Genomic DNA, 14,232 nt, shown 5'->3' with positions numbered 1-14,232 from the left:
TTTCAATAAGTCCCAAGACGAAGATACATTTTTTATGAAATTAGATTTTCCAAAAGATGAAAACAGATTATATTATGTTGCTAAAAAATTAATTGATATTTTTAGTTCTATATAATAATTAAATCTCTATAATTTCTATATCATTATTATTTGTATTTTTTACTAATTTTATTAAATCACTATATTCAAGAAAAACAGTAGCTGTATTATCGCATGGGTGTATGCCTATTATATTATTAGTTTCAGGAACTGTTAAATCTTTATCTATTACAAAAATAACAGCTTTTTCTTTATCATATAAAAGTCCGAAAGGAGATACTGCTCCTTTGCTTAAATTAAGGTATTTTTCCAAATCTTCTTCGCTTGCAAATGTGAGTTTTGATTCCAATTTAGTGCTTAAATCTTTTAAATTAAGTCTTTTAGCTTCTTCCATTATAACTAAAAAATGTCTTTTAGTCTTTCTGCAAAATAAAAATATATTCTTTATTATTCTGCCCTTTTTATCCAATTCCAAATCAAGCATTTCTTCCATAGTATAAACCGGAGTATGCTCAACTGCTTCATATTTAATATTATTTTCTTTCAAAATGTTATAAATTTCTTCTTTCTTACTCATAATAAAAATCCAATTTTTTTTCTTTATATTATAATACTTTTTATATAAATAGTCCATAGCAATATATAAAATAATTGATACAAACTTATAAAATTTCTATTTTATTATTTAATATACTATTAAAGTAAGATAAAAACTATAATATTAATTTTTAAAACAATAAAAAATCCGTAAGAGTCCTTTTTAATACTCCTACGGATTTCTTTATTTCAACTTTTATTAATACTTAATTAAGCACCTAAAACACCGCTGATTAAGAATGCTGTAGCGAAAGAAACGATAGCATAAAGTTCTGGGAATACAGCAACGATGATAGTGTTACCAAATACATCATAACCATTACCTATAGCTTCAACACCATTAGCACAAACTTTACCTTGGAATATAGCTGAAACCATACAAGCTAAACCAACAGCAATACCAGCACCTAATATAGCAGCACCTTGGAAGATGTTTATATCAGCTGTCAAATAAGGCTGCATAATGAAGAAAGCAGCGAAACCATAAAGACCTTGTGTACCAGGTAACGCACTTAAAACAAGACAGCTACCGAAAGCATCTTTGTTTTTCTTTAAAGCACCAACTGTAGTCATAGCAGAAATAGAAGTACCAACCGCACTACCAATACCAGACATACCAACCATTAAACCTGCTCCTATGTATCCTAATAAAAGCGCTGTGTTCATTGTAAAACCCATAATAAAATCTCCTTTTTAGATTAATAAAATATAATTTTTAATAACAAACTCTAATCAAAATTAAGCCGCTTTTTTAAGAGGCTTATATTCTTTACCGCCGCCCTCAAATCCAACATTGTTGTAGAACTCTACGAATGTTAATCTTAAAGGGTGTACTAAAGCACCAAGTATGTTTAATGCGAATATAGCTATATGTCCGAATACTAGGAATACAACCATTATTACAACACCAACACCAGGTATTGCTTTGAAACTCATACCTATCTGGTTTATTACCAAAGCTAATATAGAACCAGAAGCTCCTAAAGCAAATAAACGTATGTAAGAAAGTGTATCACCCATTATACCAGTAGCAGCAAAGTATACACCAAGTATAGAGTTTAACACATCTGGTTTTTTACCTACATTAGAAAGTATTACTAAGAATACCAAACCAACACCTATTAAAGCATAATATATAGTACTGAATTGTTTGATAACTTCCATTTTCTGCATATCGCCTAAGAACCATAAAACAAGTCCTGGGATGAATAAAAGTTTACCAATAGCACCAAGTATATCGCCTATAGCACTAGTTTTAATTCTGTCTATAACACCAACTACTAAAGCAAAACATATATGTAATACGCCTATAAGCAAAGCAGTATTAAATGGAGTTAAGAACCAATTTTCTTTTAAGTCAGTAATTATCAAATACTTACTTAAAGTAGCAAATAAAGGTATTTGAGTATTAGAAGGTATGCTTACACCAAAGAAACTACCTCCATTTATAACACCCATAATAGTAGTACATATACCCAATGTTAGGGCAAGTATTCCTATTCCTCTTAAACTTCCTTTTAATACAGTAAATAAACCTACTAAAGCTATTATAGTTAATACTAAACCATAACCGGAATCACCGAAACAATAAGCAAAGAACAATGGATAGAAAACTGCAATCATAGGAGTTAAATCTATCTCAAAATAATTCGGTAATTGGAATAATTTTGTAATAAGCTCGTAAGCACCAGAATATTTATTATTTTTAAGTTCAACTGGCACTTTGTCATCTTTTGTAGGATCTTCAAGTATATAAGCTATTTTATTATTATCTAGGAAAGTTTTAACTTCAGATTCTTTATCTTTAGGTACATAAGCCTCTACATAAAGAATTTTACCTTCTGTAACTTCGCTAGGTATAAAGCTTTCTTTAGCTTCTTCAAAATGATTTGATATATTCAAATTCTCTATTTCTTTGTTAATAGCTTCTATATACACCTGATTTTTAATAATTTCAGTTTCAGTAACTTCAATTTCTTTATCAAGTTTAGCTATTTCACTGCTTATCTCATCATAAGACTTAGAAGGCATATTGATAATATCAAAAGGAATAGTCTCTTCAGAACCTTCTTTTTTGAAAGCAACAAAATAAACTTTTCCAGCCTCTTCTTTTATAGAACAAGTAAATATATCATTAACTTTAGAGAAATCATAATCATTATACTCTTTAACAGCACCTGAATAGAAAATAACATTATAATTTGTTTTTTCTTTTAAGTCTTTAACTTTATCAAAGCTAAAACTTCCAAAAGGAGCTATAACAGATAACTCTTTTCTTAAAATTTCTCTTTCAGCTTTTAATTTTTCAGAAGTCTGAGAAGTACTAATAACAACTTCTATAACTTCATTAGCTTTTTTAGATACTATTTCAGCTTTTACATTAGAAACATCTTTTTTAGCCTTTTTAGCATCAGACAAAGCATTATTAATTATATTTTTAGCTCTTACAGCATCGTTTTTCCTAGCAGAAATATTATCAATATTTTCACTAGAAACACCATTAGCAATTTCAACGTGAACAAGCCCAAGTGATGCCAAATCGCTTAAAGTTTTTTCCTTATCCTCATGAAAGACAAAGAGAGAGAGTTTCTTCATTTTTCTAATCATAAAGATGCCTCCTTAGCTCTGTTTCTTTCTTTTACTATTTTTTGAGAAGACTTACTTAAATTGTCCTCGTCTTCCATATACCTTTTAATCTTGATTATAGCTGTTTTATACTCAGGAATTTGAACTTTCTCATAAAGGTTAACTTTCTGAGTAGTTTTTTTCCTAGCATAAGCCAATGCATTTAATCTTGCCTCAGTCATTTCAATTTTTACTTGAATAGTCATAAGGCGTTCAAACATGCTGATAGCAAGTCTAATCCAAGAAGGCATATTAAAGAGGCTGACATTTTCAATAGCAAAATCTATGTTAGATAATATAGAAACTTTAACACCGGCAATATTCTTCTGATCTGAATTAATCTTTTTGATTTTAACAATCTCAGGAAATTCAGTCCAAAAGCCATTGTAGTTTTGATTTTCTTTAACTAACTTTTGATATTCCTCTTTAAGTAATTCAATCTCAGCGGTAATCTTTCTAACCTCAAGACGAAGTGCTGCCTCTTTACTTTTCAAAGTAGGCAATGCTTTCTCACGAATAGAAAGCTGGCGTCTTAGGTTTTGAAGAGCCGTTTTATTGTATTGAAACTTTAATGCCATATTTTTTACCTACTTTTTAAATTAGTTTGCCCATTTACCATATTTTTCTACAAGGGATTCTTTTACACCTACTTCTGCTTTGCTGAAATATTTACCCATTAATTCCCATCCTGTCTCTAACATCTCATCAATTTTGATGTTAATGTCAATAGCAAGAAGTCTTTCAGAGTATTCAGCAGCATATTTCAAACATCTTTCATCGTATTCTGTTAAGTCGAATCCGTTTTCTTTTTTCATTTTAGCATTAGCAGCATCTGAATAAAGACGTACTAAAGTGTTCATTACAGCAGGGTGATCTTCTCTAGTTTTCTTACCTATAACCAACTGTTTCAAACGTGAAAGGCTTCTGAATGGGTCAATGATTGTTTTACCTATATCAGCATCACGTCTTAAATAAAGCTGTCCCTCAGTGATGTAACCAGTGTTGTCTGGTACAGCGTGAGTAATATCACCTTCGTTAAGAGTAGTAACAGCGATAATAGTAATAGATCCTCCATCTGGGAACTGAGCTGCTTTCTCATATATTTTAGCAAGGTCAGAATATAAAGAACCTGGCATAGAGTCCTTAGAAGGAATCTGGTCCATTTTGTTAGATACGATAGCCAAAGCGTCAGCATAAAGAGTCATGTCTGTAAGAAGAACAAGAACTTTCTGCTTATGCTCAACTGCGAAATATTCAGCAGCTGTACAAGCCATATCTGGTACCAAAAGTCTTTCTACTGGTGGGTCATCAGTAGTGTTTATGAAACATATGATTTTATCTAATGCTCCAGCTTCAGTAAATGTATTTTTGAATGATAAGTAGTCATCGTTAGAAAGTCCCATACCTCCAAGAATGATCTTATCAGCTTCAGCTCTCAAAGCAACCTGTGCAAGTACTGCGTTATAAGGCTGGTCTGGGTCTGCGAAGAACGGTATTTTCTGTCCTGTTACAAGTGTATTGTTAAGGTCTATACCAGCAATACCAGTAGCGATAAGTTCAGAAGGCTGTTTTCTTCTAACTGGGTTTACAGAAGGTCCTCCGATTTCTACTTCTTTACCTTCTACTTCAGCACCGCCGTCAATAGGCTCACCGTAAGCATTGAAGAATCTTCCTGCAAGAAGTTCGCTTACTTTAAGTCTAGGAGGTCTGCCTAAGAATACTACTTCAGCGTTAGTAGGTATACCTTCAGTACCTTGGAAAACCTGAAGTGTAACAATATCTCCAATCATTTTTACAACCTGAGCAGGTCTGCCAGCTACAAGAGCCATCTCATCGTTACCAACATTTTCTGCTCTTAAAGATACAGTTGCTTTAGTAATCTGTACTAATTTTGTATATACTTTTTGAAATGCTTTAGGCATGTGTTATACTCCTTTCAGCAAATATTGATTCCATCTCAGCTGTGTATTTTTTATGATCATCAGACTGATATACAGAATAGTTCATCTGTTTGAACGCGTTAATAAGTCTTTTGAAATAAGTACCTACTTCGCTGTAATCATCAAATCTGTAATCAGCTTCTACAACTTTCATAACTTGATTTAATAATTCTTTTTGTCTTTCTATAGGGCAGTTCTTATCTACTTTATCGAAAGCGTCTTGCTGTAAGATTACGAAGTCTATAAGTTCTGCTTTCCATAAACGCTGATGGTATTCAAGAGGTACTGCGTCGTCACCAAGAATGCTTATTTGGTCATTAGCTTCCTGTCCTCTTCTAGCAATATCTTTTGCTTTAGTTACTTTATCAGCCCAGCCTTTTTCTATATTAATATCTGAGAACTCTACGAACTCTGGATACTCAATATATTTAGAATAAGAATCTAATGGGTCAACAGCAGGATATCTCTTACTGTCAGCACGTTTCTGTGATAAAGCGTAGAAACATCTAGCAGCTTTACGAGTAGATTCTGTTACTGGCTCTTTCAAGTTACCGCCTGCAGGAGATACTGTACCTATGAATGTAATAGAACCTGTTTGTCCGTTATTTAAGTATACGAAACCTGCTCTAGCATAGAAACTAGAAATAATAGCAGGCAAGTCAATAGGGAATGCGTCTGGTCCTGGCAACTCTTCAAGTCTGTTAGACATCTCTCTTAAAGCCTGTGCCCAACGAGAAGTAGAGTCAGCAAGAAGAAGAACTTTAAGTCCCATTGATCTATAATATTCAGCTATAGTCATACCTACATAAACTGAAGCTTCACGAGCAGCAACCGGCATGTTAGAAGTGTTACAGATGATTGTTGTTCTTTCCATCAAACTTCTGCCTGTTCTTGGGTCTATAAGTTCTGGGAACTCTGTAAAGATTTCTACTACCTCATTAGCTCTCTCACCGCAAGCTGTCATTATGATCAAGTCAGCATTTGCATTAGTAGCTAAAGCGTGCTGTAATACTGTTTTACCTGCTCCGAATGGTCCTGGAATAAATCCTGTACCGCCTTCAGTAATAGGGTTAAATGTATCTATAGTTCTAACACCTGTTTCCAATAGTTTGAAAGGTCTTGGTTTTTCTCTATATGATTTAATAGTAAGTTTTACCGGCCAAGTTTGTATCATAGTTACATTTACTTTTTCACCATTAGCTGCTTTTATTACAGCAAGTGTATCTTGTAAATGATAAGTACCAGCAGATGCTACACTTTCAACCACACCTTTGCCTTCAAATTTGAAAGGAACCATTATTTTATGGTCTATCCAACCTTCTTTAACAGCACCAATCCAATCTCCAGCTTGTACTTCCTCTCCAACTTGAGCTATTGGAGTAAAGTCATATTTTGATTCTTTATCTTCAGAAAGATTATTATATTTACCTCTTTCTAAGAATACACCTTGTAATTTGTCAAGGTCATTTTGAAGTCCGTCGAAGTTTTTACCTAAAAGTCCAGGTCCTAATTCAATTTCTAACATTGAACCAGTAAACTCTACGGCATCACCTAATTTTACCCCCCTAGTAGATTCAAATACCTGAGCACTAGCACTTGTACCTGATATCTTAATTACCTCAGCCATAAGTTTTGTATCACCGTTTCCGCATGATACATAACATATTTCGTTTTGAGAAACAGGTCCGTCTACCTCTATGGAAATTAGGTTTGATATAATAGCAGTTACATTACCTTTAGTCATTTCTATCTCCTAATTAATTATACAAAACTTACATAGCAGACGCTTTGCTTTTTAATGATTCTATTAGCGTCTCCAAATGTTTCTTACCTTCCTCTTCATTCCTTCCATTTATACTAACAGCATAAGTGAGATTTATATAATAAGCAAAAACATTATCTGTTGTGAAAGATTTAATAGATGTTGCTTTATCTAAAAACTCTTTTACTAAAGAACATTCTGTATTTTCCATATTATAAGGATCTGCTTTATCTGATGAATTAAATGTATCTATAATACTATTTATATACGGTATCTCTCTGCCAACTCCGAAATCGGAAGCTGTAGATTTTGTTAAAGCTGATATTAAAGAATAATCACCTATTAACTCTTTTGCTATCTCATCGCTTGAGAAACCTAATGCTCTTCCATTTAAAGCAGCCAATACATTTTTTAAATCACGCATAAATAATGCATAAGCTTTTATGAACGAATTACCACTTTGTATCATTTCGTCATAATACAAATTCAAAAGGGTGTTTTCTATATGTCTTGCATTTTCCCATTCAACATTTTTGTTATCTTCTAAAAACTTATTCATATATTTTGGTAAATTAGAAATAGTAGAGAATTTTTGCATTTCTTCTTTACTAAATGATGATGGTTCTATATGCTCAACATAAGGAGTAAATAATCCTTTTTGCTTTGCTATAGCACTTACTAAATTTTTATTATCATTTTGGTATATAAGATAGCTGAAAAACTGCTTATCTTTAGCACCTAAACTAGATAATATGCTTTGGGTAATTTCATTAATATCATACTTAGCCTTAGCGTCAGAAAGTTTTACTTCGGGAAGACCTGAGATAAGATAATAATATGATCCCATACTCTCGCACCTTCCTTATTTACTAAAAATAACTTCTTCCGTTTTTGCTTTAATGTAATCACTAAAGAATGCTACGAAATCTTCATCTGTAAATTGTAATTGATAATTTCCGCCTTCAGGTACAATTTTAAATCCGTTAGACAATTTTTTATCAAAATTAATTGTAGAATTTTTTATAGCACTTTTTATAGATTTTTCAAATGCTGAATCTATATCTGCTTTCTTTGATTCTGGAAAATATACTGTTACATCTGAATCGCCTGAAGCAATATCCCATTTTTTTACTACTTCAAGGATTAAGTCTTTTAAAAAAGCTGTATCAGCAAAAGCACCTTTTAAACCATCTTCTAGTACTTTAGCTGTTACTAATTCTTTTACTCTTTGCTTTAAAGCACTGATTGATTGCTCGCCTGCCATACGTACATCTGTAATTGTGTTCTTTTTAAGCTCTTCTGACTTTCTTTCTGCTTCTTTGATGATTTCTTCTGATTTAGCTTCTGCTTCTTTCACTATTCTTTCAGCTTCACTTTTAGCATTTGAGATTATTTCATCTGCTTTCTTGTTAGATTTTTCAACACCATCCTGATATATACGTTCAAGAAGGGAGTCAAGTTTTTTGTCCTCAGCCATAATAACTCCTTAACTTTTTATAAATTAATTTATAGAAATTTAAAAAATTTTCTCCGCACACTATATAATATTCTAATTTTACCAAAAATTCCAAAAAAATCAAGCAAAATACACGAAATATAACATGCTATGTTAATTTTTTTAGAATAATATGTACAACAATCTTATCTATATATCAAAATAACATAAATAAAAACTTTAAAATTATATATATATGTTATATAATAATCCATAATTATCTTTTATAAATAATAAATAAAAGGATAAATTAAATGAAAAAAAATGATAATATATCCAAAATATTGATAGAAGAAAGCACTATAAACAGCAAAGTTAAAGAACTTGCTTCAAGAATAACGGAAGATTTAAAAGATAAAGATAATACTCCATGTTTAATAGGGCTTTTAAAAGGTTCTTTTATATTTATAGCAGATCTTTCAAGATATATAAATATACCTATAGAAATTGACTTTATGATAGTTTCTAGTTACGGAAACAATAAAATAGGCTCTGAAATTAAAATACTCAAAGATGTTGATGTACCTCTAACAGGAAGGGATGTCATAATAGTAGAAGACATTATAGATACTGGATATACTTTAGAAAAAATATGCGAGGTATTAAAAACTAGAAATCCTGCCTCATTAAAAATATGCACTCTTTTAAACAAGCCTTCAAAAAGAAAAGTTGATATCAAAATAGATTATAACGGCTTCGATATAGAAGACGAATTTGTTGTAGGTTACGGAATTGATTATGCTCAAAAATACAGAAATCTCCCTTATATTGGAGTTGTTGAATAATACAAAAAATTTAAATAACGCTTGAGGGGTGCGATTTTTCTCATTGAACTTAAAATTAAATGAAGACTTAATTTTTTATTATAGCAGAAAATTTTAGAGAGCTGGGTATGTAAGAAAATTTTTTAATTTATTAACATCCTCTATGAAATTTTATTTTTTATCAACTTTTCCCGTGGCAAAAGTTGATAAAGCACATATTTATAAATTAAAACTGCATATTATAAATAATTAAATACAATTAATATGTTAAAAAATATTGGTCATAGGATTTACAGGAAAAGCCATTATTTTTATCTTACCTCCCAATTATCCATAGCATTATCTAATTCTTCATTGTTATATATTACAGATTGATACTTATACATTTCTTTTTTGTAAGCTTCTATTCTTATACCTTGAATATCATCATTGGAATTGTATTCATTTTTGACTTCATTATAAATATCATTAAAAGCCTTTATGCCTTCATAAGAGTGAGTAGTAGCAAAAAGCTGAATATTATTTGTATAGCATACTTTAAATAAAGAAATCCATAAATTTCTTAAAGAACTGTAATGAAATCCATTATCAATTTCATCTATAAATAAAACCCCATTAGGCAGCAATGAAGCATTAACTATATAATTAAATATTTTATATACTCCTGAACCTAATGCATTTAGAGATAAATATCTGTCAAGCCCAATATCAACTTCGCAAACTTTATCATATGATATTTTAATCGATTCTAAATTAGGTATTATTGTTTTCATACAGTCTATCAGTATTTTATCCATATTTGAATTTTGAAGTTCGCTAAATGTTTCTATGGCATTGTTTTTTATTATTTTTTCAGAATAACTATAATTATTTAAAAATAAAAAATTAAATAGAGGAGAATACATAACTGAAAAAGTTACAGTTTGGCTATCAAATGTAATAATATTATTTGTATGTATAAAGCTGCTGTCAAGAACTCTAGTATTATTAATAAGTAATGGAAGTTTTATAATTTCTCCATTATTATCCCGCACTTGATAATAAATACCATCTAATAGAGAATCATATATTAATGATTTTATAGGATATATATTTAATTCTTTTTTTGAGGTTTTTATATTAATGGGATTAGTATGATTAAAATTGTGAAAAATCAATTCCAAATTACCATCTAAAGTTATATCTCTATACAAAAAAGAAGCTGTTATAATTGAGTCGCTTCTATACATATTACAATATACATACAATGCCTCTAAAAGATTACTTTTTCCAACACTGTTTTTACCAAATATCAAATTGAATCTTTTAAAACTATCAATAGAAAATTCTTTAAAACATTTAAAATTACTGATACTAATATTTGGTATTTGAATCTCACTCATATTTTATTCCATTTTTATATAAATTAAAAAAATAATATAGTAAAATTAATATATTGTCAAAAATATAAATAATAATATCATTATGAAATTGATAATTATATTTGGTATATACTAAAAATTTTTAAGTTTGTCAACTGAGGCACTTTATATAGAATTATCTACTTTTTTGCCGCATACGCTCTGCGGACTTCGTCAAAGTTTTTATCCTTCGGATACGCTACACAAAAAACGCAATCTCTATAACTTTATATTAAAAACATGCCTATTAAATATAAGGTATAACCTATAAAAATGCAGTTCTTTTGGTTCTTTTATACCAATAAAAGAACTGGGGTTGCCGAAGGCACGCACAGCGGGGGCAAAGCCCCATATATAAAAACAAAAATATAAATTTATTTTTGACAAAATATAGTTGTTTAGATATATACTAAAAAATTTTAAGTTGTAAAAAATTATTTTTATATTGCAAATAAAAAAGAGCATACATTATAAATGCATGCTCTTTTGAAATTTCTATATTAATAAATTTTATGCTTTTTTAGTTTTCATAAATAATATTAAAAGTCCGCTTGCTATAAAGTTACTAGCATAAGTACCTATAACAACACCGCAGAAGAATGTAAAAGCAAAATCATAAAGTATGAATCCGCCCCATATCATTATAGCAAGTGCTGCTAAAAGTGTAGATATACTTGTTATAACTGTTCTTCCTACAACATTATTCAAGCTGATATTAACAATCTCTTTAAATGGTCTTTTAGTATCAGCATTCTCTCTAATTCTGTCAAATACTACTATTATGTCGTTAATAGTATAACCTATCAAAGTAAGCATTGAAGAAAGAACCAAAACTGAAAACTCTTTATTTAAGAAAAGAAGTATTCCAAACACTATAACAACATTATGTATAAGTGTTATTATTGCAGGAAAAGCATATCTATAATTGAATCTTATAGTAATATATATCATAATAATAACCCAAGAAACAATTATAAGTATGAAGGCCAATTTCAAATTGTCAGCAGATACAACACCGCTTATGATATTGCTTCCTATTAGTTTAACTTTATCCTGAGTATATTTATCATAAAGAACTTGCATAGCTCTGTCTGATTCTTCATTAGAACCCCTAAATCTTAAAAGAAAAGCATTGACATTCTTTTCTCCCTCAAGCTCCTGTATATTAACAGTTTCAGAACCGAAATTATTATATAAAGCTCTTATCTCAGCAATATTTATAACTTCAGGATTATCTATTTGAACCTTTAATTCAACACCGCCTGCAAAGTCAATACCCATATTAAAACTGTTGCTGTTTAACTTACTTACAAATAAACCTATAGAAGCTATAAAAAGTATAGATGATATAACAGCAGCAATAGGCATGAATTTAACAAAAGGTATTTTATTTTTTGTTAAATCATTATTTTCTTTTTTAATATCTTCACTCATTATAAAATCCCAATCAATTTATATTATATAAAGAAGAACCCTGCTTTCTTTACTATCTTAGTACGTATTATCTCTTCATAAATATATCTAGTAATAAATACAGCAGTAAATAGGTTTATTAAAATACCAAAGAATAAGGTAATAGAAAAACCTTGTACAGGACCGCTTCCGAATATCCAAAGTATTAAAGCTACAATTATAGTAGTTATGTTAGAGTCAAATATAGTAGCAAATGCTCTGTCATAACCGGATATAATAGCATCAGCAACATTAGATTTTACTTTTAACTCATCTTTGATACGTTCAAAAATGATAACGTTAGCATCAACAGACATACCTATAGTAAGAATAAGTCCTGCTATACCAGGTAAAGTCAAAGTAAATCTTAATGGTGATAATACTGCTATGATAAGAATAACATTTACAAGCATAGCAATAGTAGCTAAAACACCAGAAATTCTGTAAACTGCTATCATAAATACAGCAACTAAAATAGCTGCCATAAATAATGCTGTAGCACCTGATTTTACAGAGTCAGCACCTATTGACTGACCTACGACTTCTTCTTCTACAATACTAACATTAAGAGGCAAAGCACCCTCTTTTAATATTCTAGCTAAATCCTGAGCTTCTTCTAAAGTAAATCTGCCTGTTATAACTCCTCTTCCGCCTCTAATCTCCTGATTGATATTAGGTGCACTTATAACTTTATCATCCAATACAATGGCAAGCATTCTATTAACATTCTGAGCAGTAACTTCAGCAAATTGAGTAGCTCCTTCGCTATTAAGCTCAAACTCAACTGTAACTTCTCCGAATTCTCCGCCCCCTACTTGAGCATTAATTAAAGAACTTCCTTCAAGAGAAGGTTCTTTATTAACAATTACAGGCGCCCCCCTTACTCTTCTTCCGAAATCGTCTTTTTCGCTGTAGAAATAAAGCTGTTTTCCATATTCCGGAACTTTGGCAGTATTAGTAAATACTCCCATAAGCATATCGTTAGTAGTTAAAGTTGCTGTAGCCTCTTCATCTACTAAATTAAATGTTAAAGCTCCCTGACTTAATACTACGCTTTTTATTCTGTCTGGGTCTCTTGCTCCAGGAAGTTCAACAACTACTCTATCCTCACCCTGCTTTCTTATTCCTACTTCACTGACACCGAATTGATCTATTCTTCCTCTAAGTCTTGATATAAGTCTGTCCATAGCATCATTCTTTTCTTCAGCCGTTAGAGATGAAACATTTCTTTCAAGTCTTGCAGCATACTCTTCAAAATCAGCCTGTAAAACTATTCTTATACCGCCTTGTAAATCTAAACCCATATTCACAGATTCGTTTCTTAAACGCTTAAGAGATTGAACACTGTCTATTTGTTCCTTAGTATATCCTTTAGCTATCATCTCATCTAAAGACATATTACTTTCTTCTTTCTTATCTTCAGATGTTAAAAAATACCATCTTACTGTAGGAGTAATAAACCAAGCCATTACACCAAGTCCTATAATGATGAATGCCAGTCTTAAATTATGACTCATATTATTATTTTCCTATTATTAATTTTTATATATTATTTTCTTTATTCTTTTTTATCTTCTGCCTGAGCTTTTTCTAATTCTTCTTTTATTTGATTCTTATCTTCTATAGCTTTTTTATCATCTTTTTTCTTCTCTTCTTTTTTAGGAGGGTTAAGCATATCCTCTGTAACTACTGCAGATATAGAAGATTTGATTATTTCTATTTTAGTATTTTCTCCTAATTTTACTATAGCCACTCTTCCGCCTTCTTTATCAGAAACATATTCAGCTACTATTCCACCTGCTATTATTATTTTATCGCCTTTTTTTAATTCTGCTATACTTTGTGCTAACTTTTTTTGCTGTTGTTTTTGTGGTCTTATTAGTAAGAAATAAAATATGGCAAATATTGCTATCATCATTCCTATTGATACTAACGGATTACCTGCCTGACCTTGTGCAGCTCCTTGTGCATATAATGTAGCTGTGAACATTCTTTTATTACCTCTTAATTTTTTAGATTTCTTTTGATAGTACATCATATTATCAATAATTTATACTTATGTCAACTATAATATATAAAAATTGTTCGCTAAAACAGTATTGTAAGTAAACTTACAATACGCTCACAATTTTTATTAAGCAATATATAAAAATTGCCC

13 protein-coding genes are annotated in these 14,232 nt (G+C 30.4%); 1 reads left to right on the top strand and 12 read right to left on the bottom strand.

Annotated elements, in window-relative coordinates; translation table 11 throughout:
* Positions 1-118: 118 nt before the first annotated feature.
* The 8 genes from T324_RS0104625 to T324_RS0104590 form a co-directional block, all read right to left on the bottom strand.
* Positions 119-616, bottom strand: coding sequence for a prolyl-tRNA synthetase associated domain-containing protein (locus T324_RS0104625; protein ID WP_211232577.1), 498 nt, complete (start codon positions 614-616; stop codon positions 119-121).
* 230 nt (positions 617-846) lie between these two features.
* Positions 847-1,314 carry an ATPase gene (locus T324_RS0104620; protein WP_028329162.1) on the bottom strand — a complete coding sequence of 156 codons (468 nt, stop codon included), beginning with the start codon at positions 1,312-1,314 and terminating at the stop codon, positions 847-849.
* Between the two features lie 60 nt (positions 1,315-1,374).
* A complete protein-coding gene (locus tag T324_RS0104615) occupies positions 1,375-3,243 on the bottom strand; it encodes a V-type ATP synthase subunit I (protein WP_028329161.1) in 1,869 nt (622 codons plus the stop codon).
* A complete protein-coding gene (locus T324_RS0104610) occupies positions 3,240-3,839 on the bottom strand; it encodes a V-type ATP synthase subunit D (RefSeq protein ID WP_028329160.1) in 600 nt (199 codons plus the stop codon). The genes T324_RS0104615 and T324_RS0104610 overlap by 4 nt, the downstream gene beginning before the upstream one ends.
* A 21-nt stretch (positions 3,840-3,860) precedes the next feature.
* A complete protein-coding gene (locus T324_RS0104605; protein WP_028329159.1) occupies positions 3,861-5,183 on the bottom strand; it encodes a V-type ATP synthase subunit B in 1,323 nt (440 codons plus the stop codon).
* The gene (locus T324_RS0104600) at positions 5,176-6,945 is read right to left on the bottom strand and encodes a V-type ATP synthase subunit A (protein ID WP_028329158.1); all 1,770 of its coding nucleotides are present in this window, start codon (positions 6,943-6,945) and stop codon (positions 5,176-5,178) included. The genes T324_RS0104605 and T324_RS0104600 overlap by 8 nt, the downstream gene beginning before the upstream one ends.
* Positions 6,946-6,973: 28 nt before the next feature.
* Positions 6,974-7,810: a DUF2764 family protein gene (locus T324_RS0104595; RefSeq protein ID WP_028329157.1), complete on the bottom strand. Its 837-nt coding sequence runs from the start codon at positions 7,808-7,810 to the stop codon at positions 6,974-6,976.
* 15 nt (positions 7,811-7,825) lie between these two features.
* The gene (locus tag T324_RS0104590) at positions 7,826-8,440 is read right to left on the bottom strand and encodes an ATP synthase subunit E (RefSeq protein WP_028329156.1); all 615 of its coding nucleotides are present in this window, start codon (positions 8,438-8,440) and stop codon (positions 7,826-7,828) included.
* 272 nt (positions 8,441-8,712) lie between these two features.
* Here T324_RS0104590 and hpt point away from each other — a divergent pair, with 272 nt between their 5' ends.
* Positions 8,713-9,243, top strand: a complete 531-nt coding sequence (hpt, locus tag T324_RS0104585) for a hypoxanthine phosphoribosyltransferase (protein WP_028329155.1) — start codon at positions 8,713-8,715, stop codon at positions 9,241-9,243.
* Positions 9,244-9,533: 290 nt separating this feature from the next.
* Here hpt and T324_RS0104580 read toward each other — a convergent pair whose 3' ends face one another.
* The 4 genes from T324_RS0104580 to yajC all read right to left on the bottom strand — a co-directional run bounded on the left by T324_RS0104580 (position 9,534) and on the right by yajC (position 14,064).
* A complete protein-coding gene (locus T324_RS0104580; protein WP_028329154.1) occupies positions 9,534-10,604 on the bottom strand; it encodes an AAA family ATPase in 1,071 nt (356 codons plus the stop codon).
* 528 nt (positions 10,605-11,132) lie between these two features.
* Positions 11,133-12,056 (bottom strand): protein translocase subunit SecF, encoded by a 924-nt coding sequence (gene secF / locus T324_RS0104575; protein WP_028329153.1) that lies wholly within the window; start codon positions 12,054-12,056, stop codon positions 11,133-11,135.
* A gap of 23 nt (positions 12,057-12,079) precedes the next feature.
* Positions 12,080-13,591: a protein translocase subunit SecD gene (secD, locus tag T324_RS0104570; protein WP_028329152.1), complete on the bottom strand. Its 1,512-nt coding sequence runs from the start codon at positions 13,589-13,591 to the stop codon at positions 12,080-12,082.
* 41 nt (positions 13,592-13,632) lie between these two features.
* Positions 13,633-14,064 (bottom strand): preprotein translocase subunit YajC, encoded by a 432-nt coding sequence (yajC, locus tag T324_RS0104565; protein WP_028329151.1) that lies wholly within the window; start codon positions 14,062-14,064, stop codon positions 13,633-13,635.
* Between the last annotated feature and the right edge of the window lie 168 nt (positions 14,065-14,232).

Origin of the sequence: Brachyspira alvinipulli ATCC 51933, assembly GCF_000518245.1 — a bacterium.
GTDB lineage: Bacteria > Spirochaetota > Brachyspiria > Brachyspirales > Brachyspiraceae > Brachyspira > Brachyspira alvinipulli.
Note: the sequence above shows the minus strand (reverse complement) of the source record. Positions and strands in the feature narration are given on the sequence as shown.

What these genes read in the sequence shown, in the direction of transcription:
- secD (WP_028329152.1), bottom strand. Translation starts at nt 13,591, where the DNA reads ATGAGTCATAATTTAAGACTGGCATTCATCATTATAGGACTTGGTGTA.
- T324_RS0104625 (WP_211232577.1), bottom strand. Translation starts at nt 616, where the DNA reads ATGAGTAAGAAAGAAGAAATTTATAACATTTTGAAAGAAAATAATATT.
- secF (WP_028329153.1), bottom strand. Translation starts at nt 12,056, where the DNA reads ATGAGTGAAGATATTAAAAAAGAAAATAATGATTTAACAAAAAATAAA.
- T324_RS0104605 (WP_028329159.1), bottom strand. Translation starts at nt 5,183, where the DNA reads ATGCCTAAAGCATTTCAAAAAGTATATACAAAATTAGTACAGATTACT.
- T324_RS0104615 (WP_028329161.1), bottom strand. Translation starts at nt 3,243, where the DNA reads ATGATTAGAAAAATGAAGAAACTCTCTCTCTTTGTCTTTCATGAGGAT.
- hpt (WP_028329155.1), top strand. Translation starts at nt 8,713, where the DNA reads ATGAAAAAAAATGATAATATATCCAAAATATTGATAGAAGAAAGCACT.
- T324_RS0104600 (WP_028329158.1), bottom strand. Translation starts at nt 6,945, where the DNA reads ATGACTAAAGGTAATGTAACTGCTATTATATCAAACCTAATTTCCATA.
- T324_RS0104610 (WP_028329160.1), bottom strand. Translation starts at nt 3,839, where the DNA reads ATGGCATTAAAGTTTCAATACAATAAAACGGCTCTTCAAAACCTAAGA.
- yajC (WP_028329151.1), bottom strand. Translation starts at nt 14,064, where the DNA reads ATGTTCACAGCTACATTATATGCACAAGGAGCTGCACAAGGTCAGGCA.
- T324_RS0104590 (WP_028329156.1), bottom strand. Translation starts at nt 8,440, where the DNA reads ATGGCTGAGGACAAAAAACTTGACTCCCTTCTTGAACGTATATATCAG.
- T324_RS0104595 (WP_028329157.1), bottom strand. Translation starts at nt 7,810, where the DNA reads ATGGGATCATATTATTATCTTATCTCAGGTCTTCCCGAAGTAAAACTT.
- T324_RS0104620 (WP_028329162.1), bottom strand. Translation starts at nt 1,314, where the DNA reads ATGGGTTTTACAATGAACACAGCGCTTTTATTAGGATACATAGGAGCA.
- T324_RS0104580 (WP_028329154.1), bottom strand. Translation starts at nt 10,604, where the DNA reads ATGAGTGAGATTCAAATACCAAATATTAGTATCAGTAATTTTAAATGT.